The sequence below is a fragment of the Micromonospora sp. WMMA1923 genome (assembly GCF_049179195.1).
GTDB classification, from domain to species: domain Bacteria; phylum Actinomycetota; class Actinomycetes; order Mycobacteriales; family Micromonosporaceae; genus Micromonospora; species Micromonospora yangpuensis.
In genome coordinates this window covers 3,774,168-3,796,258 of the sequence record NZ_JBMHLZ010000001.1, presented here as the reverse complement: position 1 = coordinate 3,796,258, position 22,091 = coordinate 3,774,168, and the positions used below count along the sequence as shown (strand labels likewise).

General features: G+C 74.0%; 17 protein-coding genes and 1 pseudogene. 9 read left to right on the top strand and 9 right to left on the bottom strand.

The features are described from left to right. Window positions 1–80: 80 nt before the first annotated feature. Window positions 81–1,838, bottom strand: coding sequence for a DEDD exonuclease domain-containing protein (locus tag ACN28G_RS17000; protein ID WP_091446859.1), 1,758 nt, complete (start codon window positions 1,836–1,838; stop codon window positions 81–83). A 418-nt stretch (window positions 1,839–2,256) separates the two neighbouring features. Between ACN28G_RS17000 and ACN28G_RS16995 the strand changes: the two are divergent. Then, window positions 2,257–3,567: pseudogene (locus ACN28G_RS16995) on the top strand (NYN domain-containing protein); the annotation flags it as partial. Between the two features lie 259 nt (window positions 3,568–3,826). Here the strand turns inward: ACN28G_RS16995 and ACN28G_RS16990 are convergent. After that, window positions 3,827–4,675, bottom strand: a complete 849-nt coding sequence (locus ACN28G_RS16990; protein WP_091441299.1) for a DUF4097 family beta strand repeat-containing protein — start codon at window positions 4,673–4,675, stop codon at window positions 3,827–3,829. Window positions 4,676–4,863: 188 nt separating this feature from the next. Next, window positions 4,864–5,403, bottom strand: coding sequence for a toxin-antitoxin system HicB family antitoxin (locus ACN28G_RS16985; RefSeq protein ID WP_091441297.1), 540 nt, complete (start codon window positions 5,401–5,403; stop codon window positions 4,864–4,866). Between the two features lie 261 nt (window positions 5,404–5,664). Between ACN28G_RS16985 and ACN28G_RS16980 the strand changes: the two genes are divergently transcribed. Together ACN28G_RS16980 and ACN28G_RS16975 are read left to right on the top strand one after the other, a co-directional pair. Further along, complete coding sequence (locus ACN28G_RS16980) at window positions 5,665–6,924, top strand: M48 family metallopeptidase (protein WP_421479652.1); 1,260 nt, start codon at window positions 5,665–5,667, stop codon at window positions 6,922–6,924. Beyond that, window positions 6,921–8,063, top strand: coding sequence for a glycosyltransferase family 4 protein (locus ACN28G_RS16975; protein ID WP_421479650.1), 1,143 nt, complete (start codon window positions 6,921–6,923; stop codon window positions 8,061–8,063). The genes ACN28G_RS16980 and ACN28G_RS16975 overlap by 4 nt, the downstream gene beginning before the upstream one ends. Here ACN28G_RS16975 and ACN28G_RS16970 read toward each other — a convergent pair. The 5 genes from ACN28G_RS16970 to ACN28G_RS16950 form a co-directional block, all read right to left on the bottom strand. Then, on the bottom strand, window positions 8,060–9,727 hold the full coding sequence (locus ACN28G_RS16970) for a putative bifunctional diguanylate cyclase/phosphodiesterase (protein ID WP_091446855.1): 1,668 nt from the start codon (window positions 9,725–9,727) through the stop codon (window positions 8,060–8,062). The two genes, ACN28G_RS16975 and ACN28G_RS16970, sit on opposite strands and share 4 nt — an antisense overlap. An 88-nt stretch (window positions 9,728–9,815) precedes the next feature. Further along, window positions 9,816–10,592: an SAM-dependent methyltransferase gene (locus ACN28G_RS16965; protein WP_091441287.1), complete on the bottom strand. Its 777-nt coding sequence runs from the start codon at window positions 10,590–10,592 to the stop codon at window positions 9,816–9,818. 182 nt (window positions 10,593–10,774) lie between these two features. Then, on the bottom strand, window positions 10,775–11,440 hold the full coding sequence (locus ACN28G_RS16960) for a response regulator transcription factor (RefSeq protein ID WP_091441284.1): 666 nt from the start codon (window positions 11,438–11,440) through the stop codon (window positions 10,775–10,777). After that, a complete protein-coding gene (locus ACN28G_RS16955) occupies window positions 11,437–13,143 on the bottom strand; it encodes a GAF domain-containing sensor histidine kinase (RefSeq protein ID WP_091441280.1) in 1,707 nt (568 codons plus the stop codon). Before ACN28G_RS16955 ends, ACN28G_RS16960 begins: the two co-directional genes overlap by 4 nt. Window positions 13,144–13,157: 14 nt before the next feature. Next, window positions 13,158–14,963 carry an AMP-dependent synthetase/ligase gene (locus tag ACN28G_RS16950; RefSeq protein ID WP_421479648.1) on the bottom strand — a complete coding sequence of 602 codons (1,806 nt, stop codon included), beginning with the start codon at window positions 14,961–14,963 and terminating at the stop codon, window positions 13,158–13,160. 143 nt (window positions 14,964–15,106) lie between these two features. Between ACN28G_RS16950 and ACN28G_RS16945 the strand changes: the two genes are divergently transcribed. The 6 genes from ACN28G_RS16945 (at window position 15,107) to ACN28G_RS16920 (ending at window position 20,599) form a co-directional block, all read left to right on the top strand. Further along, entirely contained in the window at window positions 15,107–15,562 is a 456-nt protein-coding gene (locus tag ACN28G_RS16945; RefSeq protein ID WP_091441273.1) for an SRPBCC family protein, read from the top strand. 41 nt (window positions 15,563–15,603) lie between these two features. Further along, on the top strand, window positions 15,604–16,299 hold the full coding sequence (locus tag ACN28G_RS16940) for a hypothetical protein (RefSeq protein ID WP_091441269.1): 696 nt from the start codon (window positions 15,604–15,606) through the stop codon (window positions 16,297–16,299). 64 nt (window positions 16,300–16,363) lie between these two features. Further along, window positions 16,364–17,320, top strand: coding sequence for an ROK family glucokinase (locus ACN28G_RS16935; protein WP_175440605.1), 957 nt, complete (start codon window positions 16,364–16,366; stop codon window positions 17,318–17,320). A gap of 235 nt (window positions 17,321–17,555) precedes the next feature. Further along, window positions 17,556–18,254, top strand: a complete 699-nt coding sequence (locus tag ACN28G_RS16930; protein WP_091441261.1) for an endonuclease/exonuclease/phosphatase family protein — start codon at window positions 17,556–17,558, stop codon at window positions 18,252–18,254. A 132-nt stretch (window positions 18,255–18,386) separates the two neighbouring features. Next, complete coding sequence (locus tag ACN28G_RS16925; protein ID WP_091441257.1) at window positions 18,387–19,790, top strand: flavin-containing monooxygenase; 1,404 nt, start codon at window positions 18,387–18,389, stop codon at window positions 19,788–19,790. After that, on the top strand, window positions 19,787–20,599 hold the full coding sequence (locus ACN28G_RS16920; RefSeq protein WP_421479644.1) for an alpha/beta hydrolase: 813 nt from the start codon (window positions 19,787–19,789) through the stop codon (window positions 20,597–20,599). The genes ACN28G_RS16925 and ACN28G_RS16920 overlap by 4 nt, the downstream gene beginning before the upstream one ends. Window positions 20,600–20,656: 57 nt before the next feature. Here the strand turns inward: ACN28G_RS16920 and ACN28G_RS16915 are convergent, their stop codons facing one another. Continuing rightward, a complete protein-coding gene (locus ACN28G_RS16915) occupies window positions 20,657–22,075 on the bottom strand; it encodes an alpha,alpha-trehalose-phosphate synthase (UDP-forming) (protein WP_091441254.1) in 1,419 nt (472 codons plus the stop codon). Between the last annotated feature and the right edge of the window lie 16 nt (window positions 22,076–22,091).

Here is a 22,091-nt window from a genome sequence, read left to right as displayed (position 1 = left end):
GGAAGCAGGCCCACGAATCGGGCAGGACTGCACTCCCTTAACAGCCTAAGTGAGCCGAGGTAGTCCGATCGGTCACTTGCTCATGGGCGTTCGGTCGAGAGTTGGTTGCTTGCCGCGCCCTCGGCCTTGGCGAGCAGGTCCCGGAAGCGGGCCGCCCCGGCCACCGGTGAGGCCCAGGCCGAGGTCATCTCCACCAGCCGGGTCTCCGGCCGCTCCAGCCAGGACAGGATCCGCTCGGACTCCTCGGCGGTGGCCGCCGGCACCGGCCCGGTGCCGGCCGGGACCGTCTCGGCGGTCGCCCGGATCAGGTTCAGCGTCGGTCGGGGATGGACCCCCGCCGGGGAGACCCCCGCGCCGGCCAGCCGGCCGTGCCGGACCAGGGCCAGCTCCCAGCCGCCGTGCGCGGCGGGTCGGGCGGCGGCCAGCTCGGCGATCCGGCTCAGCCCGGCCAGCCGCTGCATCCGGACCGTCGCGCGCAGCACCGCGACCAGCCGGGAACGCACCACCGCGGCCTCCTCGTACCGCTGGTCGGCGCCGAGCGCCTCGATCCGGGCCAGCAACGCCTCCACCACCGGTCGGGGATCACTGGCGGTGGCGGTCCGGAACGGCTGCGCGGCGCGGTGGTCGTACTCCTCGGGGGTGATCCGGTGCTCGCAGGGTGCCGGGCAGCGACCCAGCTCGGCCAGCACGCAGGCCGGCGTGGTGGTGCGCAGCGACAACCGGTGGGTGCACTGGCGCAGCGGCAGGGCGTCGTGGAAACCCGCCGCCGCCAGCTCGGCCGCCCGCCGCGAGCTGAACGGACCGAGGTACGCGTCGTCACCGTCGGTGATGCTCCGGACCACCGACAACCGGGGGTACGGCCCGGCGGTCAGCTTCAGCCAGACCACCCGCTCGGGGAACTTCGACCGCCGGTTGTACGGCGGGGCGTGGGCGGCGATCAACCGCAGCTCGCGGACCTCCGCCTCCAGCGAGTGGGCGCACTCGACGGCCTCCACCCGCTCGGCGGCGGTCAGCATCTCCGAGATCCGGGCCCGTTTCTCGGCGGCGGTGAAGTAGCTGCGCACCCGGGTGGCGATGTCGCCGGAGGTGCCGACGTAGAGCGGCCGGTCGTCGGCGGCCCGGAAGATGTAGACCCCCGGCCGCTTCGGCAGCCCGTCGGCGAGGTGCCGCTTGCGCCGTTGGGCCGGGGTGACCGCCCGGGTGAACTCGATCGCCTCGCCGACGGTGTGCACCCGGTGCCCGCCGAGGCGGTCGATCAACCCGTGCAGCACGTCGACGGTCGCCCGCGCGTCGTCCAGCGCCCGGTGCGTCGGGCGCACCGTGGTCCGGAAGTACGCCGACAGCGTGCCGAGCTTGCGGTTGGGCACCTCGTCGCGGGTCAGCACCCGGCGGGCCAACGCGGCGGTGTCCAGCACCCGCGGCGCCGGCCAGCGGTAGCCGTGCCGGGCACAGGCGGCCTTGAGGAAACCCACGTCGTACGGCGCGTTGTGGGCGACCAGGACCGCGTCGGCGACGAACTCCAGGAAACTCGGCAACACCTGCTCGATCGGCGGCGCCGGCACCAGCATGGCCTGGGTGATACCGGTCAGCACGGTGATGAAGGGCGGGATCGGCACACCCGGGTTGACCAGCGTGGCCAACATGCCCAACTGCTCGCCGCCGCGCACCTTCACCGCGCCGATCTCGGTGATCCCACCGCCGTCCGGCGCGCCGCCGGTGGTCTCCAGGTCGACCACCACGAAGGTCGTCGCGGACAACGGCAAGGCCGGGTCCACCCCCGGGCCGGCCGTCGGGTCCAGGCCGGCGAGGGTCTGCTGCACGTACTCCTCAGCTGCCACCTGCGGCACGGTAACTGCTCGGTCCGACACTCGCGTCGCAGCGGCCCCAACCGTTACCACGGGGATAGGATGAGAGATCGGCTCACTCACCGGGCGGTGGGCCCGGCTCCGGTGGGAGACTTGCCACATGCCCCTCACCGAGCCACCCGACGAGCACCTCCCCGGCGGGGAGGTCGACGCCGCGTGCGCCGCCGGTGGATCCGACCCGGCTAGGTCCGAGCTGGCCGGGTCCGAGCTGGCTGGGTCGGAGTTGCCGAGGTCGGAGCCGGTGGGGTCCGAGCTGGCCGAGTCCCAGCCGGTGGGGTCCGCCGAGTCCGAGTCGGCGGGGTCGGAGCTGGCCGAGTCCGAGTCGGTGGGGTCGGAGCTGGCCAAGTCCGAGTCGGTGAGGTCGGAGCCGGTGGGGTCCGAGTCGGCGGGTGCGGAGCCCGAGCCGGTGCTGCCCGAGCCGGTGCGGCAGCGGATCGTGACGCTCACCGCCGCCGTGTTGCCCGGCCTGCCCGGTGACGAGGTGCCGGTGCCGCTGCGCCGGGTGGCCAAGTTCGCCCCCAACCGCCGCGCCCGGCTGGGTGCGCCCATGATCGCCGCGCACCTCACCGCCGATCCGCTGTTCCGGCAGCGGGTGACCAACCGGGTCCTCGCCGACGCCGGAGACCTCGGTGCGGCGGTGATCGAGGGGACCGCCCCCGCCGCCGCCGATCCGGTCGAGGTGGCCGCCCTGGCCTACCTGGCCCGGCCCCGGGGCTGGCGCGAGCTGATCGAGGCCAGCGGCGCGGCGGTACGCGCCGAGTCCGACAGCGCCGTGGTGGCCGAGTTGGTCCGCGAGGCCGAGCAGCGGGCCACCCGCGCCGAGCACGACCGGGCGGTGGCCCGGGTGGAGGTGGAGAAGCTCCGCGACGAGCTGGCCCGGGTCCGCGAGGAACTGGGCCAGCTGCGGGAGGAGACCCGCCAGCTGGCCCGTTCGCTGCGGGAGACCCAGGCGCGCGAGCGTAAGGCCACCGAGCTGCTCGCCACCGAACGCGGCCGGGCCACCCGGGCCACCGCCGACGCCGACGCCGAGCTGCGTCGGGCCCGCGCCCGGCTGGCCGAGGCCGAGGCGGCGGCCGGGGTCGCCCGGGCCAGCGCCAAGGAGGCCCGTTCGGTCGACGACGCCCGGCTCTGGTTGCTGCTGGAGACCATCGGGCAGGCCGCCGTCGGGCTCCGCCGGGAGCTGGCGCTGGACCCGGTGGAGAAGCTGCCCGCCGACTTCGTCGCCGACACCTTCGCCGCCACCGGCAACGCCACCGGTGCCGCCGCCAACACCCGGGCCCGGGACACCGACGATCCGGCCCGGCTGGATCAGCTCCTGGCACTGCCCCGGGCCCACCTGGTCGTTGACGGCTACAACGTCACCAAGCGGGGCTTCGGGGAAATGTCACTGGAGCAGCAGCGCAAGCGGCTGATCACCGGTCTGGGTGGGATCGCCGCGCAGACCGGTGACGAGGTCACCGTCGTCTTCGACGGCGCCGAGCGGATCCACGGGCTGCCGCCCACCCCGCGCGGCGTGCGGGTGCTCTTCTCCCGCAAGGGGGAGACCGCCGACGAGTTGATCCGCCGATTGGTCCGCGCCGAACCGTCCGGTCGGCCGGTGGTGGTGATCTCCTCGGACCGGGAGGTCGCCGACGGCGTACGCCGGCACGGCGCGTACCCGCTCGGCGCGGACTCCCTGCTGCGCCGGCTGGCCCGGTCCTGACCACCACCGGGCACCGGCCGGCTGCCGGCCGATGCCCGCGCGGGCCGTACCCATCCGGCACCGCCCTGCGTGGGCCGGATGGGCACTGTGTCGCGTAGGCCGTCGGGCACCGCGTCGCGTGGGCCGGATGGGCACTGTGTCGCGTGGGTCGTCGGGCACCGTGTCGCGTGTGCCGGCGGGCACCGCGCCGCGTGGGCCGGCGGGCCGGGCACCCCGCCGGGTCAGGCCGGGCCGGTGTGACACCGACCCGGTGGCCGGGTCAGCGGCGGTGGACGACGATGTCGCCGAAGGACGTGCGGGCGGTGACCTCGACCGTACCGTCGGGGTGCCCGGGCGGTTCGCAGGTCGCCAGGTCGTTGACCACCTGACCGTGCTGGGTGTGCAGGTCGAGCCGGGCGGCGGTGCCGGCCGGGACGCCCACGCTGACCTCACCGAAACCGGTCTTGAGCGACACCGAGCCGGCCGCGACCATGCCGATGCTGACGTCGCCGTTGGCCGTGGCGGCGGTGACCGTGCCCTGGGTACGGTCCACCGTGATGTCGCCGTTGGCCGCCTTGGCCCGCAGGTCACCGCCGACCGCGCCGATCCTCGTGTCGCCGTTGGAGTTGCGCACGGCCAGGTTCCCGGCGACATCGCCCAGCCGTACCCGGCCGGCCGCCGTGGTGACCTGAGCGTGGCCGTCGATTCGGCCCACCTCGATGCCACCGGCGGAGGTCTGCAGGTCGACGTCGCCGGCGTCGCCCAGCACGATGCTGCCGGTGGCGGTGCGTAGCCGGCAGCTGCCGAGCCGGCCCTCGGTGTGGATGGTGGTGACCGCGCCCCCGCCGTCCAGTCGGGAGCCGGTGGGCAGGGCGATGGTCAGGTCCACCGAGCCGGGACGTCCGAAGATGCCGAGACGGCCACGCTGCTTGGGCATTCGGATCGTCAGCCGGCCGTCGGTGAACTCGACGTGGGTCTGCTCGGCCGTCCGGACGTCGGTCTCGGCGGCGGCGTTGCTCGGGCGGACCTCGACAGTGGTGTCGGCGCGGTCGCTGGCGGTGACCCGTACGTCGCAGACGACCAGGTCGAGGCTGACCGAGACGGGGTTCGGGGTGTCGAAGGTGGGCATCACGGGTTCCTCCTTAGGGAGGTGGTGGACCGGTCCACGGTGGGCCGGTAGGGACGGATGCGGCGCTGTCGTCGACGGGTCTGGTCGGTGTGACGGCCTGTCGGGGGTTGTCGCCGGGTCCGGTCGGTGTGACGGGTCGTCGGGGGTTGTCGCCGGGTCCGGTCGGTGTGACGGGTCGTCGGGGGCGGTCATCGGGCCCAGCCGGTGTAGCGCTCGCCGCCGAAGGAGGCGCGTCGGTGGGTTGACCGGGCCGACCGGTGGGTGTCGACGGCGGCGGTGACGGCCCGGACGAGCCAGGCGTTGACCGAGAGTCCCTCCTGGGCGGCGGCCTCCTCGACCCGGCCCTTGAGGTGCTCGGAGAGGCGGAAGTTGATCCGGGCGGCGGCTCCCTCCGCGCCGTCGGCGGGGGTGCCGCCGGTGCTCTGGTCGGCGGGGAACGGTCGGTCGGCGGGCAGTGGTTGTTCGCCGGGCGGTGGTTGTTCGCCGGGCGGTGGGGTCACCACGAACTCGGGGTCGCGCCCGCGCAGCCGCAGCTCGACGGAGCCGGGAGCCAGCTCGCGGGTGATCTCTTCGGTCGCTGCGGTCAGGGCGTCCAGCAACGCCAGCCGGAGCGCCGACTCCAGCGGCCCGGTCAGCCGCTCGGCCAGGGCCCGGGTGTCCGGCCCGCCCAGCTCGGCGGCACCGGTCAGCTCCTGCCGGAGCTGATCGACGTACGACGTGAGGTCCATGGTGCCATCATGGCATCAAAATGGCACCACTTCAAGGTTCTGGTGGTGCCATGGAGGTGTCAGGCTGGCGACAGGCAGGCGCCGGGCGGTTCGGCGGTGGCGACGCGGGCCCTCGGTGTCCGGGGGGCGAGCGCGCCCTAGGATGAGCAGCCGGCGGTGAGAAGGGTGCCCCGCTATACCGTAGGCGTTAACAGGGAGCCCTTCCTTTCACGGCTGGGGAGGTACGGGGATGAGCCGGGTATGGCGCGAGGGTGGCGGGCTGTGACGCCGCGTGGTTGGGCGGTGCTGACCCTCGCCGGGCTGGTCGTCGCGCTGGTGGTCGTCGCCGTCCTGCTGGTGCCCTGGAGCCGACCACCGGCGCCCCGGGCCGATCAGCTCGCCGCGTTGCGGGACCTGCCCGCCGACGAGGTCGCCCACGGGCGGGCCCTGCGGGCGGCGCTGCGTCCCGGGCGGTACACCGGGCTCGTGGTGGGGCTGCTGGCGGCACTGGCGCTCGGGCTCACCCCGCTGGGCGGGCGGCTGATCGAGCTGGCCGGCCGTCCGTTCGGCGGGCACTGGGTGGCCCAGGCGGTGCTCGGTGGGCTGGTCGTGGTGCTCGTCGCCGACCTGCTCACCCTGCCGTTCGCCGCCTGGCGGCACTCCGTGCTCACCCGGTACGGGCTGAGTACCAACGGCTGGGGCGGCTGGACCCTCGACCTGCTCAAGTCGTACGCGGTGAGCGCGGTGCTCGGCGCGACCGTGCTGCTCGGCTTCTACGCGGTGACCCGCCTCGCCCCGCGCTGGTGGTGGGCGCTCGGCGCGGCAGGGGCCGCCAGCCTGGTGGTGCTGCTGTCGTTCGTCCTGCCGGTGCTGGTCGAGCCGGTCTTCAACCGGTTCACCCCGATGGAGCCGGGTTCGCTGCGTACCGAGCTGGTGAACATGGCCGCCCGCGACGGCGTGCCGGTGCGCGACGTGCTGGTCGCCGACGCGTCCCGGCGGACCAGGGCGGTGAACGCCTACGTCTCCGGTCTGGGGCCGACCCGACGGGTGGTCGTCTACGACACCCTGCTGCGGGAGGCGACGCCGGCCGAGGTGACCAGCGTGGTGGCGCACGAGCTGGGCCACGCCAAGGACCGGGACGTGACGGTGGGCACGCTGACCGGCGCGCTGGGTGCCGCCGCCCTGGTGGTGGCGCTCTACCTGGTGGGCTCCTGGGGGCCGCTGCTGCGCCTGGCCCGGGTCGACTCGATCGCCGAACCCCGGGCCTTCGGGCTGCTGATCGCCCTGGTCACCGTGGCCGGGCTGGTCGCCACGCCGGTGCAGGCCCTGGTGTCGCGCCGGGTGGAGGCCCGCGCCGACGCGCACGCCCTGGCCCTCACCGGTGACCCGGCGACCTTCGAGGCGATGCAGCGTCGGCTGGCCGGGATCAACCTCGCCGACCCGGACCCGCCCCGCTGGGAGTACCTCTGGTCGGCGTCCCACCCGTCCACCGTGGAGCGGATGGCCGCCGCCCGCGCCTACGCCAGGGAGACCGGCGGATGAGCCGTACGCTGCTGATCACCAACGACTTTCCGCCCCGCCCCGGCGGCATCCAGTCCTTCGTGCACAACCTCGCCCTGCGCCAGCCCTCCGGTTCCGTGGTGGTGTACGCGTCGAGCTGGCCCGGTGCCGCGAAGTTCGACGCCGACCAGCCCTTCGAGGTGGTCCGCGAGCGTACCCGGGTGTTGCTGCCCACCCCGCTGGTGGCCCGCCGGACGGCGGCGCTGGCCCGGACGTACGACTGTGACACCGTCTGGTTCGGCGCGGCGGCCCCGCTCGGGCTGCTCGCCGCCGGGCTGCGCCGCCGGGCCGGCATCCGCCGCGTGGTGGCGCTGACCCACGGCCACGAGGTGGGGTGGGCGGCCCTGCCGGGTGCCCGGGGTGCGCTGCGCCGGATCGCGCGGGGTACGGACGTCGTCACCTACCTGGGCGAGTACACCCGGACCCGGCTGGACCGGGCCCTGCACGGGCTCACCGAGCTGCACCGGTTGGCCCCCGGGGTGGACGTGGACACCTACCACCCGGACGTCGACGGCGACCAGGTCCGGATCCGGCTCGGCCTGGCCGACCGGCCGGTGGTGGTCTGTGTCTCCCGGCTGGTGCCCCGCAAGGGACAGGACATGCTGATCCGGGCCATGCCGGCGATCCGCCGCCGGGTGCCCGACGCCGCGTTGCTGGTCGTCGGGGGTGGGCCGTACCGGGGCACCCTGGAGAAGCTCGCCCGGCAGACCGGGGTGGAGCGCGACGTGGTGTTCACCGGGTCGGTGCCCGCGGCCGACCTGCCGGCCCACTACGCCGCCGGCGACGTGTACGCGATGCCGTGCCGGACCCGCAACCGTGGCCTGGACGTGGAGGGTCTGGGCATCGTCTACCTGGAGGCCTCCGCGACCGGGCTGCCGGTGGTGGCGGGGGACTCCGGCGGCGCGCCGGATGCGGTCCGCGAGGGCGAGACGGGTTTCGTGGTCCGCGGCGACGATCTCGCCCAGCTTGCCGACCGGGTGGCCACCCTGCTGACCGACCGGGACCTGGCCCGCCAGTTCGGCGCGGCCGGCCGGGCCTGGGTCGAGCGGGAGTGGCGCTGGGAGACCCAGGCCCAGCGGCTGACCGCCCTGCTCGCCGACCCGGCCAGCCGTACCGGCTAGTTCAGCTGCGACAGGATCTGCTCGGGTGGGCCGGGACGGCCGAAGTACCAGCCCTGGCCGGCGTCGCAGCCGATCGCCCGCAGCCGCTCGGCCTGCTCGGCGGTCTCCACCCCCTCGGCGGTGACGGGCAGGTCCAACGCGTGGGCCAGCGACACCAGCGCGGCGCAGATCCGTTCGTCGGTCTGGCTCGCCGGATCACTGGCCGGGGCCCGTAGCCCGGTGACGAAGGAACTTGCCAGCTTCAACGCGGTCACCGGCAGGTGACGCAGGTACGCCAGGTTGCAGTAACCGGTGCCGAAGTCGTCGATGGCGATGCCCACCCCGAGGTCGACAAGGGTCCGCAGGGCCCGGATCGGCTCCTCGGCGCTGGTCATCATGGTGCTCTCGGTGATCTCCAGTTGCAGCCGTTGCGGCGGCAGGCCGGTGCGCGCCAACAGCTCCCGCACCTCGCCGACCAGGCCGGGGGTGTGCAACTGCCGGACCGCCAGGTTCACGCTGACGAACGGTGCGGTCGTACCCCCGTCCGACCAGGCGCCCGCCTGGCGGCACGCCTGCGCCAGCACCCAGGCACCGAGCCGGACGATCAGCCCGGTCTCCTCGGCCAGGCCGATGAAGCTGTCCGGACGCAGCAGCCCCCGTTCGGGATGCCGCCACCGGACCAGCGCCTCGGCGCCGAGCAGGTTGCCGTCGCGCAGTGACGTCAACGGCTGGTACTCCAGGAAGAACTCGTCGCGGTCCAGGGCGGTGGGCAGCGCGGCGGAGAGCGCGTACCGGTCCAGTTCCCGCTGGTTGCGTTCCGGGTCGAACAGCGACCAGCGGGCCCCACCGGCCATCTTGGCCCAGGTCACCGTGCTGTCGGCGGCCTGCATCAGGTCACCGGGGCGGGCCTCGGCGACCGGACGTTCGACGATGCCGGCGCTGGCCGCGACGGTCAGCTCGTGCCCGTCGACCTGTGCCGGTTCGTTGACCGCGGCCAGGGCCGCCTCGGCGACCTTGACCACGTCGTCGGTGCCGCCGGTGGCCTCGACCAGGATGCCGAACTTGTCACCACCGAGCCGGGCCACCAGGTGCTCGCCCAGGGTCTGCCGCAGCCGCCGGGCCACCGACACCAGGAGCAGGTCACCGACCTGGTGACCGAGGGAGTCGTTGACCACCTTGAACCGGTCCAGGTCGAGGAAGCACACCCCGATCCGGGCGGTGTCCCGGGTCGGTGCGGCCAGGGCGGCGGTGAGCCGTTCGGTGAACAACCTGCGGTTGGGCAGTTCGGTGAGCGGGTCGTGGGTGGCCTGGTGCCGGAACCGGGCCTCACTGTCGCGTAGCTCGCCCTCGGCCTGGGTACGGGCCTTGGTCGCGGCCCGGCGGATCTTCTCCTGCTCGTCGAGGGTCCGGTCGCGCAGCGCGTGGGCGAAGCCGGTCGCCACCGCGCCCAGCAGCCGGGCCAGCCGGTCCTCCACGTCGTCGGCGGCCAGACCCAGGTCGCGCAGCAACCGGAGCTGGATGACCTCGACGCTGCGGCCGAGCCCCTCGGGCGCGGAGATGTGGGCGGCGACCAGCTCGGCACCGACCCGGGTGCCGGCCCGCAGGTCGAAGGGCTCCGCCACCAACGCCGCCGCCAACTGCTCGGTGAGCCGGTGCAGGAACGCCTCCAGCTGGTCGCGGTTCATCGGCACGAAGCTGGTGCCGGAGACCGCCCTGGCCCAGGCCCGGGCGAACGTCGACGGGCGGGAGGCCAGCCCGCCGGCGCGATCCGACTCACCCACCGACGCGTCCGACGCCGCCCAGGAAGCCCGCCGCCTCGGCGTCCTCGGCACCCTCCGGGGCCTCCGGATGCCACTGCGACACCCAGACCACTCCCGGTTCGACCAGCTCGAACCCGGCGAGCAGCGCGGTCAGCTCGGCGTGGCTGCGAAACCACAGCGGATTGTCGGTACGGCGGTAGACCCGCTCGGCCTCGCCCTGCTCGGGGCTCTGCCGGCGGCCGTCCAGGCTGACCTGGGAGAGCGCCAGGTAACTGCCGGGCACCAGCGCCTCGCGCAGGGTCCGCAGCAGCTGGTCGGGGTGGTCGGAGTCCGGTACGAAGTGCAGCACCGCCACGATCAGCACGGCCACCGGCCGGGTGAAGTCCAGCAGGCCGGTGACCTCGGGATGGGCGAGGATCCCGGCGGGGTTGCGCAGGTCCTCCTGGATCACCACGGCGCGCTCGTTGCCGGCGAGGATCTCCCGGCTGTGGGCCACCGCTATCGGGTCCACGTCCACGTAGACCACCCGGGACTCGGGTGCGGCCCGCTGGGCGATCTCGTGCACGTTGCCGACGGTGGGGATGCCGGAGCCGATGTCCAGGAACTGGCGTACCCCGGCCTCGATCAGGTGGTGCACCACCCGGCGGAGGAACGCCCGGTTGGCCTGGGCCATCAGCGGGGCCTCGGGCACGGCGTCCATCATCGCCCGGGCCGCCGCCCGGTCGGCGGCGAAGTTGTGCGAGCCACCGAGGTAGTAGTCGTACATGCGGGCCACACTGGGCCGTTCCATGTCGATCGTGGTGGCCGTCCGGTCCGGCCGCCGCGTGCTCTCATCCGTTTTGCCTGCAACGCGAGAATCATCACCTGCGCGGGTCACCCGGGTATTCTGCCCGTCCCGTGCCCGACTGAGAAGACCGGGAGACACCGGAGGTCCGGGCCGACGACGCGGACCCGGACCTCCGTGGCGGTCGATCAGAACTTCGGCGCGTCCGGGGCCTCCAGCAGACCCAGCCGCAGCGCGGTCATCAACGCCTGGGCCCGGTTGGCCGCGCCCAGCTTCTCGTAGAGCTTCGAGATGTGCGTCTTGGCGGTGGACTCGCTGACGAAGAGCTGCTTGGCGATGCCCGCCACGCTCATCCCGTCGGCGAGCAGCCGCAGCACCTGGCCCTCCCGGGGGGAGAGCTGCGGGCCGGACGGGGCCAGCCGGCGCTTCATCGCCTCGGCCAGGTCGGCGGCGGTGAACGCGCTGGGGGAGGAGGCGGCGTGCCGGGCGGCGGCCACCACCTCGTCGGCCGGGGCGGTCTTCGGCACGAACGCGCTCGCGCCGGCCTCCAACGCGCCGAAGAGCTGGTCGTCGCCGGCGTACATGGTGAGCACGACGATCCCCATCGAGGAGCTGGACTTGCGCAGCGCCCGGGTCGCCTCCAGACCACTGCCGTCCGGCAGGCGCAGATCCATGATCACCACGTCCGGCTGGAGGGCGCCGGCCTGCCGGACGCCCTCGGCAGCGGTGGCGGCCTCGCCGACGACCTCGAACTGCCGGTCACGCTCGAAGGCGTGCCGCAGCCCCTTACGGATCAGGTCGTGGTCATCGACCAGGAGGACCTTGGTGCGGGTGGCCGGTGTCGGAGTGGTCATCCTCGGGTTTCCTGCCCTTCTGCTGCTGCTGCGCTACCGCGCACGTTATCGCGCCGAGGCGAGGAGCCGACCACCACCGCCACGGTCGTCCCGCTGGGTTGCCGTGGCCTGATCTCCAGCCGGCCCCGGATACGTTCCGCCCTCTCGGCCATGATCGCAAGACCATAGTGCCCCTCGGCGCGCTGGTCACCGATGCCGTGACCGTCATCCGACACTTCGATCTGGGCGTACGGGGGATCCACCTCACAGGTGACCCAGAGGTTGGCGGCTCCGGCGTGCTTGCGGGCGTTGGTCACCGCCTCCTGCGCGATGCGCAGCAACTCGGCCTCGGTGGCCGCCGGCAGCCGGGCGGTGGACTCGTCCAGCGACAGATGCACCCGAAGTCCACCGGAGGCGCCCACGGTGCGGGCGTACTCGGCGATCGCGGCGGCCAGCCCACCGTGTCGGTCCACCTCGCTGCGCAGCTCGAACAGGCTCAACCGCAGCTCGGTGATCACCCGGGTCACCTCGTGCCGCAGCGCGCGCAGGCTCTCGGCGGTCTCCTCGGTGTCGTCGTGCACGGTGGCCAGCGCGTTGTCGATGCCGTAGCCGACCATCACCAGCTCCTGCGCCACCCCGTCGTGGATCTCCCGGGCCAGCCGCTGCCGCTCCTCGTTGGTGGCCAGCGAGCGGACCTCGTCGAAGAGCAGCGCCGCCTCCAGCCGCAGCGCGGCCGGGCCGGTCAGGGCGGTCACCCCGGCCACCACCGGTGCCGGGTAGGCCTGCCCGGCGTCGGCCTCCAACACCACCAGACCCACCGTGCGGACCCCGGCCACCAGCGGCACGATCAGCGCCGAGACGTCCCCACCGGCGTGCGAGCGGGCCTGGGTGCGGGCGGCGGTCTGCGGCTGCTGGCTGGCCCAGGCGTCGGCGATGGCCGAGTCGGCGTCCAGCGTCGTCTCCCAGTCGACCCGCTCCGCGCCGACCTGGGCGAGCACCACCAGCCGGCCACCGCCGCTGGCGGAGAGGACCGCCGCCCGGTCGGCGCGGGCCACGGTACGCAGCTCCTCCAGCAGGTGCTCGGAGATGCCGCCCGGGTCGAGGGTGGCCCCGGGCAGCTGACGGGCGACCGTACGCAGCTGGGTCAGCAGGCGGGTCGCCTCGGCGTACGGCTGGGGGGCGCTCTCGGCCCGTACCCGGACCAGCTTCTGCAGCGCGCAGCCGGTGGCCAAGCCCAGGCCGGCCAGGATCAGCCACTGGGCGCAGACCGCCAGGTAGCCGGGCTGGACGAGCTGGCGTTGCCCGTCGACGACGGTGAACGCCCCGCTGACCAGCAGGATCAGCGCGGTGACCCCGACCAGCACACCGCCCTCGACGAACCGTCGCCGCAGCGCGGTCACCGTCACCGGCACCGCCAGGTACGGCAGCACCGCCGACGCGCCGACACCCGGGGTCGTCCCGCCGAGGGTGGCCACGGCGGCCACCTGGCTGGCCGCGAGCCCGAGCAGCACCGCCTCGGCCAGCCGGCTGAGCGGGCCGAGCAGTCGGTGCTGGGGGGCCAGCAGGGCGGGCACTCCGGCGGCGGCGAGCAGGGCCACCCACCAGAGCTGGGCCGGGTCTGCCGTGGCGAGCAGGGTGAGGACGGCGACCAGCGCCAGCATCACCAGTCGGGCGGCGACGGCCAGCGGGTGCGGACGGGACCGGGCGGATGTCGAGGCGGGCACGTGACGGATCGTAGTCAGCGACGGTAGATGTCGGCGATCTCCGCCGCGTACGTCTTCTGGACTACCTGGCGCCGGACCTTCATCGAGGGGGTCAGCTCGCCGGTCGCCTCGGTGAAGTCGTGGGGCAGGATCCGGAACACCTTGATCGCCTCGGCCCGGGAGACCTCCTGGTTGGCGGCGTCGACGGCCTCCTGTACCGCGGCCCGCAGGGTCTCGTCGTCCCGCAGGTCGGCGACGGTGGCCCCGGCCGGCACCCCGGCCGAGGTGCGCCACGTGGCGAAGGCGTCCTCGTCGATGGTGACCAGGGCCGCGACGAACGGCTGCCGGTCGCCGACCACCACGCACTGGCTGACCAGCGGGTGCGCCCGGACCTGGTCCTCCAGCACGGCCGGGGCGACGTTCTTGCCGGCCGCGGTCACGATGATCTCCTTCTTGCGGCCGGTGATGGTGAGGAAACCGTCGTTGTCGAGGTGGCCCAGGTCACCGGTGCGGAACCAGCCGTCGCTGGTCAGCGCCTCCGCGCTCGCCTCGTCGTTGTGCCAGTACCCCTGGAAGATCAGGTCACCGGCGATGAGGATCTCGCCGTCGTCCTCGATCCGGATGGTGACCCCGGGCAGCGGGCGGCCCACGGTGCCGATCCGGATGGCGTCGCGCAGGTTCGCCGCGGCGGCGGGGGAGGTCTCGGTCAGGCCGTAGCCCTCGTAGACCGTCACCCCGATGCCGCGGAAGAAGTGGCCGAGCCGGGCACCCAGCGGCGCCCCGCCGGAGATCGCGTCCCGGCACCGGCCGCCGAGCGCCGCCCGCAGCTTGCCGTAGACCAGCCGGTCGAAGAGCGCGTGCTGGACGCGCAGCCCGAGGCCGGGGCCGCCGCGGGTGTCCTGGGCCTCGCTCCAGGCCACGGCCACCTTCTCGGCCCGGTCGAAGATCCGGCCCTTGCCGCCGGCCTCGGCCTTCTGCCGGGCCCCGTTGTAGACCTTCTCGAAGACCCGGGGCACCGACAGGACGAAGGTCGGCCGGAACCGCTGCAGCTCGGGCACCAGGTTGGTGGGGTCGCCGCAGTGCGCCATGGTCGCCCGGGCCTGCACCACGCCGATCTGGATCAGCCGGGCGAAGGCGTGCGCCAGGGGCAGGAAGAGCAGGGTCGACGCGCCCGCGTTGAACAGGTTGGGCAGCACCGGCACCGCGTTGGCGATGTCGGCGTACATGTTGCGGTGGGTGAGCACACAGCCCTTCGGTCGGCCGGTGGTCCCGCTGGTGTAGATGATCGTGGCCACGTCGTCGGCCCGGAACGCCGCCCGCCGCCGCTCGATCTCGGCCGGGTCGACCGCCTCGCCGGCGGTGGTCAGCTCCGCCACGCAACCGGTCTCGATCTGCCACACGGTCCTCAGCGCGGGCAGCCGGTCGGTGACCCCGGCGACCAGGGTGGCGTGGGCGGTGGTCTCCACCACGACGGCGACCGCGCCGGAGTCGCCCAGGATCCAGGCGGCCTGCTCGGCGCTGGAGGTCTCGTAGATCGGCACGGTAACCGCGCCGGCCGCCCAGATGGCGTAGTCGACCAGGGTCCACTCGTAGCGGGTCCGGCTCATCAGGGCGACCCGGTCGCCGGGGGAGATACCGGCCGCGACCAGGCCCTGGGCCACCGCGACCACCTCGTCGCGGAACTGCCGGCAGGTCACGTCGACCCAGCCGGCTCCGCCGACCGGGTCGGGACGGCTGAACTGCACGACGTCCGGGGCGGACTCGGCGTTGCTCCAGACCGGGTCGGTCAGGTTGGCCGAATCGCCGACCGTGACGACCGGCGGAACGGAGAACTCGCGCACCTGGCACTCCCTCGTACTCGTCCTGTGCCACCCAGCCGGCGGGTCGGCTGTGTCGAAACCTACCTGCTCGGCCGGGCGGGCCGGGCAGGCAGGCCGGGGTGGGACCCGGCGCGGGCGGGACCGCCGCCGGGTAGCCTCCCCCCATGGCGGACTCCTCCACCCAGTCGATCGTCGTCGCCGCGCCACCGGAACGGGTGGCCGCGGTCATCTGCGACTTCCCGCGTTACCCCGAGTGGACCGAGACGGTGCGGCGCACCGAGGTGGTCGAGGAGTACACCGACGGGTACGCCAGCCAGGTGCGGTTCACCATCGACGCGGGGGTGATGGCCGACGAGTACGTCCTGGCGTACGCCTACGCCGAGGACCTGTCGCACATCGAGTGGCACCTGGTGGCCCCCTCGCGGATGCAGCGCGCCCAGCGGGGGTCGTACGACATCGTCGGCAATGCCGATGGCACCTCCACGGTGACCTACACCCTCGAGGTGGAGCTCTCGGTCGGGATGATCGGGATGTTTCGCCGCAAGGCCGAGAAAATGATCATGGATACCGCGTTGAAGCAACTCAAGCGCCGGGTAGAGACACCTGATGCTGCGCAGTGACGCGCCCGGCGGCACGGTCGCCACGACAGGGGGAGCCGACCATGGCTGAGGCAGAACCGGGCTCGGCCCGGGAAGAGGCGGAGCGGCTGGTCGCCACCCTGCTCGCGGCGGCCCGGCTCGCCTCGTCCGGTTCCCGGGCGGCGCAGGCCTGGGGTCCGCTCGGTGGGATGCTGTCGGGTGTCCTCGGTCACAGTGGCGGCCCCGGTGGGTCGTCCCGCACCCGGCCGGCGGCACCCGCCGGAGGTTTCGCCACCGGCACGCCGGAATGCTGCGTCTGTCCGCTCTGCCGGGCCATCGTCGCGATGCGTGACCCGAGTCCCGAGTTCGCCGAGCGGCTCGCCACCGGCGCCGGTGATCTTGCGGCGGGGGTGGCCAGCATGATGCGCGCCTTCGCCAGCGCCGACGATCGACCGCCGTCGTCGGCATCGCCGGTGGCCACCGGGGGCGCCGGGGCCGCCGGGCCGTCGGCCGCAGCCACCGGAACCGACGCGAACGCGGATCACGTCTGGCGCGAGGCCACCCGCACCGGGCATGATTCTGCCTCGGCGCCGGAGCAGGACGTCTGGTCCGCCGCGACCCGTTCGGGGGACGCGGCTGCTCGGGCCGCCGCCGTACCGCCCGCCGAGGTCGTCGGGCCCGGCGCGCCGGTCACGCCCCGGCCGCCGGCCGACGGTCCCGCGGTGCCCGCCTCGCGAGCGCCCGAAGCGGGCGAGCACGCACCGGGCGACGGGGCCTGACCACCGGACATGCGGCACCCGACCGGCCACCAGCCGGTCGGGGGCGGCAGCACAGCAGAGGGGAGTGGCAGCGGTGACGCTGACCATCGGAGTCGACGTCGGTGGCACGAAGGTGGCCGGCGGTGTCGTGGACGACACCGGCGCAGTGCTCGTGCAGGTCCGACGGGACACCCCCGCCGAGGACGTCGGCAAGACCCGGGACGTCATCATCGAGGTCGTCACCGAACTGGCCAAGGGCCGGACGGTCGACGCCGTCGGCATCGGCGCGGCCGGCTGGATCGACGCCACCCGCTCCACCGTGCTCTTCGCGCCCAACCTGGCCTGGCGGGACGAGCCGCTGCGGCAGTACGTCAGCGCCGCCGTCGGGCTGCCGGTGATCGTGGAGAACGACGGCAACGTGGCGGCCTGGGCCGAGTTCCGCTACGGCGCGGCCCGCGACGCCGACGACTCGATGGTCATGTTCACCATCGGCACCGGGGTCGGCGGTGGCATCATCCTCGGCGGCGAGCTGGTCCGCGGCGCCCACGGCATCGCCGCCGAGTTGGGCCACATGCTCACCGTCCCGGACGGTCACCAGTGCGGCTGCGGCCGGCTCGGCTGCATCGAGCAGTACGCCAGCGGAAACGCGCTGGTCCGCTTCGCCCGTGCCGGGGCCCGCCAGGAGCCGCACCGGGCCGGTGCCCTGCTCGAACTCGCCGGTGGGGAGGCCGAGGCGATCACCGGCCCGATGGTGACCGCCGCGGCCCAGGGCGGTGACCCGGTCTCCTCCGAGGCGTTCGCCCAGATCGGCCGCTGGCTGGGCACCAGCCTGGCCGACATGGCCCAGATCCTCGACCCGCAGGCCCTGGTGGTCGGCGGCGGCGTGATCGACGCCGGTGACCTGCTGCTCGGCCCCACCCGGCGCTCCTTCGCCGACGCGCTGGCCCAGCGCGGCCGGCTGCCGGTCGCCGACATCCGCCCGGCCGAGCTGGGCAACAGCGCCGGCGTCATCGGCGCCGCCGACCTCGCCCGTCGCCTGTGAAGCGCGAGGAGTGCAGCGCAGCGGAGCCCCGCAGTCGCGAACGGAAGGTCGGCACGGTGAGGCGCGAGGAGTGCAGCGCAGCGGAGCCCCGCAGTCGCGAACGGAAGGTCGGCACGGTGAGGCGCGAGGAGTGCAGCGCAGCGGAGCCCCGCAGTCGCGAACGGAAGGTCGGCACGGTGAGGCGCGAGGAGTGCAGCGCAGCGGAGCCCCGCAGTCGCGAACGGAAGGTGGCACAGTGAGTGCCGGAGTGCGGTTGCGGGTGGTGTCGTACAACATCCACGGCCAGCGGGACGACACCGCCGCGCTGGCCTCGGTGGTCCGCAGCGCCGCGCCGGACGTGGTGATCGTGCAGGAGGGGGCCCGCCGGTTCGGCTGGCGGCAGCGCAACGCCGCCCTGGCCGAGTCGTTCGGCCTGGTGGTCGCCGCCGGTGGTCTGCCGTCGCTGGGCAACGTGCTGCTGACCAGCCTGCGGGTCCGGGTGCTCGGCACGAGCTGCCGGCGGTTCCCGCTCACCCCGGGCCGGCACCTGCGGGGTGCCGCGTTGGCCGACTGCGCGGTCGGCGGGGCCCGGTTCGTGCTGGCCGGCTCGCACCTGTCCACCGATCCCGCCGAGCGTCCCGCCCAGGCGGCGGCGTTCAAGCAGGACCTGGCCGGGGCGGCCTGGCCGGTGGTCGCCGGAGCGGACCTCAACGAGGGGCCGGACGGCCCGGCCTGGCGTACCCTCGCCGACGGGTTGACCGACGCCGCGCTGGAGATGGACCGCGCCGACCGGCTCACCTACTCCTGCGCCGAGCCGCGTCGGCGCATCGACGCGCTCTTCGTCGACCCCTCGATCAGGGTGGTCGACTACGACGTGGTGGACACGCCCGAGACCCGCCGGGCCAGCGACCACTTCCCGATCCTGGCCGACCTGCTGCTTCCGGTGGCCGGCTGACCCGTCGGGGTGTCACCACACCGGCCGGGACTGGACATCGCGCTCCGATGTGGAGAGGATTTCGCAGCGCAGCACCGCCGGCCACGTCGGCGACCAGGGCCGGCCCGCGTGCCGTACAGAAGGAGTCTTCCGGTGTCCTCCTCCGCCGACCACGGCCGTCCCGAGCCCGACCCGTCGGACGCCCCGGCACCCGACGGGCGGTCCGTGGCCGACCGGGGTGAGACCGTCTGCGTGATCGGCGCCGGGGCCAGCGGCCTGGTGGCCGTGAAGAACCTGCGCGAGCACGGCTTCGGCGTGGACTGCTACGAGCGGGAGACCTCCGTCGGCGGCGCCTGGAACTGGCGGCACGACCGCAGCCCGGTCTACGCCAGCACCCACCTGATCTCGTCGCGGCCGTTCACCCAGTTCCCCGACTTCCCGATGCCCGACGACTGGCCCGACTATCCGCACCACAGCCAGCTGCTGTCCTACTTCGAGCGGTACGCCGACCACTTCGACCTGCGGTCGCACGTCTGGTTCGGCACGGAGGTGGTCCGGGTCGAGCCGGCCGCCGGCCACCGCTGGGACGTCACCACCCGCAGCACCGGCGGGTACGGTCCGGAACGCACCTCCCGGTACGCCGCCGTGGTGGTCGCCAACGGCCACAACTGGTCGCCGAAGCTGCCCGACTACCCGGGGCTGGAGGAGTTCCGGGGCGAGATCATGCACGCCTCGTCCTACAAGGACCCGACCCAGCTGCGCGGCAAGCGGGTGCTGGTGGTGGGCGCCGGCAACACCGGCTGCGACATCGCGGTGGAGGCCGCCCAGCAGGCCTCGGCCTGCTGGCACTCCAGCCGACGCGGCTACTGGTACGCCCCGAAGTACGTCCTGGGTCGCCCCGCCGACCAGGTGAACGACCTGTTGCTGGCGTGGCGCGTACCGCTGGCGGTGCGGCAGTGGCTCTACCACCGGCTGCTGCGGCTGACCGTCGGCGACCTGACCCGCTTCGGCCTGCCGAAGCCGGACCACCGGGTCTACGAGACCCATCCGATCGCCAACAGCCAGCTGGTGTACTACGCCGGGCACGGTGCGCTGCGACCGGTGCCGGACGTGGCCCGCTTCCACGGCGGCTCGGTGGAGCTGACCGACGGCCGCCGGATCGAGCCGGAACTGGTCGTCTTCGCCACCGGGTACCTGCCCCGGTTCGAGTTCCTCGACCCCGCGGTGCTCGGCGACACCGACGGCTCGGGTCGGCCCCGGCTCTGGCTGAACGCCTTCGCCGCCGGCCACCCGACGCTGGCGGTGGCCGGTCTGGTGCAACCGGACTCCGGCATCTTCGCCCTGTCGCACTGGCAGACGGTGCTCTTCGCCCGGCTGTTGCGTAGCCGCGTGGAGCGTCCGGAGCGGGCGGCGGCGTTCGCCGAGCGGGTGGCCGCCGGGGTGGGGCAGCGGTACTCCGGGCGGGTCAAGGAGAGCAGCCGGCACTGGTTCGAGGTGGCCCACGCCGACTACCTGCGCGCCGTCCAGCGCGCCCTGCACGAGTTGGAGGGCAAGTGAGCACTCAGAGACCGCCGGTGCGGGTGCTGCGGGCCCGGGAGTGGTCCCGCCCGGTTCCGGCGGCCCGCCGGGAGGTGCTCAGCGCCCTGCCCGAGCTGGACGAGGGGCGTCCACCACTGCTGTTCGTGCCGGGCTTCGGCCACGGTGCCTGGGCGTTCGCCGAGCACTGGCTGGGGCACGCGGCGGCGCGCGGTTTCCCGGCGTACGCGCTGAGTCTGCGCGGGCACGGCGAGAGCGCGCCGGCACCGGAGGCGACGCTGCGGGCGTACGCGCACGACGTGACCCAGGTGGCGGCGGGCCTGCCGCGCCAGGCGGTGCTGGTGGGCCACGGCGCCGGGGCCCTGGTGGTGACCCGCGCGTTGGCCCGCTACCCGGCGCGGGCCGCGGTGCTGGTCGCGCCGGTGCTCGGCGGCTGGGCGACGCTCGGCGCGGCGCTGCGGCACCACCCGGCCGGCACCCTGCCGGCGGTCTTCGGCGGCCGGCTGCGGCTCAACCGCCAGCAGCTGTTCGGCCGGGAGCTGCCCGACGCCCAGGCCCGCCGGTACCTGTCCCGGCTGGGGCGGGCCAGCCGTCGGGCCCAGTGGCAGCTGCTGGCGCACCGGGAGTCGGAGCCGGCGGTGGGCGACCCGCCCACGCTGGTGCTGGGCAGCCCGGACGACCGGGTGGTCCCGCCGGCCGCGTTGAACCGGGCGGCCCAGCGTTACGGCGCCGCGCCGCTGCTCTTTCCGGGCATGGGGCACGACCTGATGTTGGACACCCGCTGGCAGGAGCCGATCGACGCGATCCTGGACTGGCTGGCCAGGGCCTGACCGCCTGGCGGAGGCCAGCCGGCCAAGGCCTGACCGCCGGCTGCGACCCCGGGCGGGTCAGTGGGTGGCGGGCAGGCGGTCGACAAGCGAGCCGGTCTCGTCCAGGGCGCTGAGGTAGGACCGGGCCCAGGCGGTGATGTCGTGCCGGTGCAGGTGCTCGCGCATCGCCCGCATCCGGGTGGTGACGTCGGCCGGGTCGGCCTGCAACGCCGAGAGCAGGCCCTGTTTGAGCCCCTCCAGGTCGTGCGGGTTGACCAGGTACGCCTGGGACAGCTCGGTGGCGGCCCCGGCGAACTCGCTGAGCAGCAGCGCGCCGGTGTCGTCGACCCGGGCGGCGACGTACTCCTTGGCGACCAGGTTCATCCCGTCGCGCAGCGGAGTCACCGCCATCACGTCGGCGACCCGGTAGAGCGCGGCCAGCTCGGCCCGGTCGAAGGGCTGGGTGAGGTAGTGGATGGCCGGCTCGCCGACCCGGCCGAACTCGCCGTTGATCCGCCCCACCTCGCGTTCGACGCGTTCGCGCAGGATCTGGTACTGCCCGACCCGTTCCCGGCTGGGCACCGCCACCTGCACCAGGACCGTGTCGCGGACCTTGACGTGCCCACTGGCCAGCAGCTCGCTGTACGCGGTGAGGCGCTGCTCGATGCCCTTGGTGTAGTCCATCCGGTCGACGCTGAGGATGACCCGCTCGGGCTCGCCCAGGTCGCGGCGGAACCGCTCGGCCCGCTCGGCGACCTCCGCGCTGGCCGCCAGCGCCGACATCTCGGCGGTGTCGATGGAGACCGGGAACGCGCCGATGCGGACCACCCGGTCGTCGACGGCGATGCGCCGGTCGGTGGCGGCGACCCCGAGCACCTTGGTGGCCAGTTGGGCGAAGTTGTGCGCCGCCTGGGGTCGCTGGAACCCGACCAGGTCGGCACCGAGCATGCCGTGCAGCAGCTCCGCCCGACGGGGCAACTGCATGAACAGCTCCGGCGGCGGGAACGGCACGTGCAGGAAGTAGCCGATCCGCAGGTCGGGGCGGAGCGCGCGGAGCAGCCCGGGAACGAGTTGCAGGTGGTAGTCCTGCACCCAGACGATCGCGCCGGGCTCGGCCACCTCGGCGGTGGCCTCGGCGTACCGCTGGTTGACCCGCTGGTACGCCTCCCACCAGCGACGGTGGTGCTCGGGTTGCTCGACGGCGTCGTGGTAGAGCGGCCAGAGGGTGGCGTTGGCGAAACCCTCGTAGTGGTCGCGCAGGTCCTCCAGGCTCAGCGGCACGGTGTGCATGTGCACGCCGTCCACGTCGGGCAGGCTGGGTGCCGGGCCGCTGCCGCCGGCCCAGCCGACCCAGGTGGCGGGGGTGTTGCGCAGCAGCGGGTGCAGGGCGCTGACCAGACCGCCCGGGCTCCGGCGCCACTCGCAGGCCCCGTCGGGGGCCACACTGTCGTCGATGGGGAGGCGCATCGCCACCACGACCAGGGAACTCTGTCGCATATCGGGGCATTCCGAT

Coding starts and splice junctions, on each gene's coding strand:
- ACN28G_RS16965 (WP_091441287.1), bottom strand. CDS start 10,592: ATGGAACGGCCCAGTGTGGCCCGCATGTACGACTACTACCTCGGTGGC.
- ACN28G_RS16940 (WP_091441269.1), top strand. CDS start 15,604: ATGGCTGAGGCAGAACCGGGCTCGGCCCGGGAAGAGGCGGAGCGGCTG.
- ACN28G_RS16945 (WP_091441273.1), top strand. CDS start 15,107: ATGGCGGACTCCTCCACCCAGTCGATCGTCGTCGCCGCGCCACCGGAA.
- ACN28G_RS16985 (WP_091441297.1), bottom strand. CDS start 5,403: ATGGACCTCACGTCGTACGTCGATCAGCTCCGGCAGGAGCTGACCGGT.
- ACN28G_RS16960 (WP_091441284.1), bottom strand. CDS start 11,440: ATGACCACTCCGACACCGGCCACCCGCACCAAGGTCCTCCTGGTCGAT.
- ACN28G_RS16915 (WP_091441254.1), bottom strand. CDS start 22,075: ATGCGACAGAGTTCCCTGGTCGTGGTGGCGATGCGCCTCCCCATCGAC.
- ACN28G_RS16975 (WP_421479650.1), top strand. CDS start 6,921: ATGAGCCGTACGCTGCTGATCACCAACGACTTTCCGCCCCGCCCCGGC.
- ACN28G_RS16990 (WP_091441299.1), bottom strand. CDS start 4,675: ATGCCCACCTTCGACACCCCGAACCCCGTCTCGGTCAGCCTCGACCTG.
- ACN28G_RS16970 (WP_091446855.1), bottom strand. CDS start 9,727: ATGAACCGCGACCAGCTGGAGGCGTTCCTGCACCGGCTCACCGAGCAG.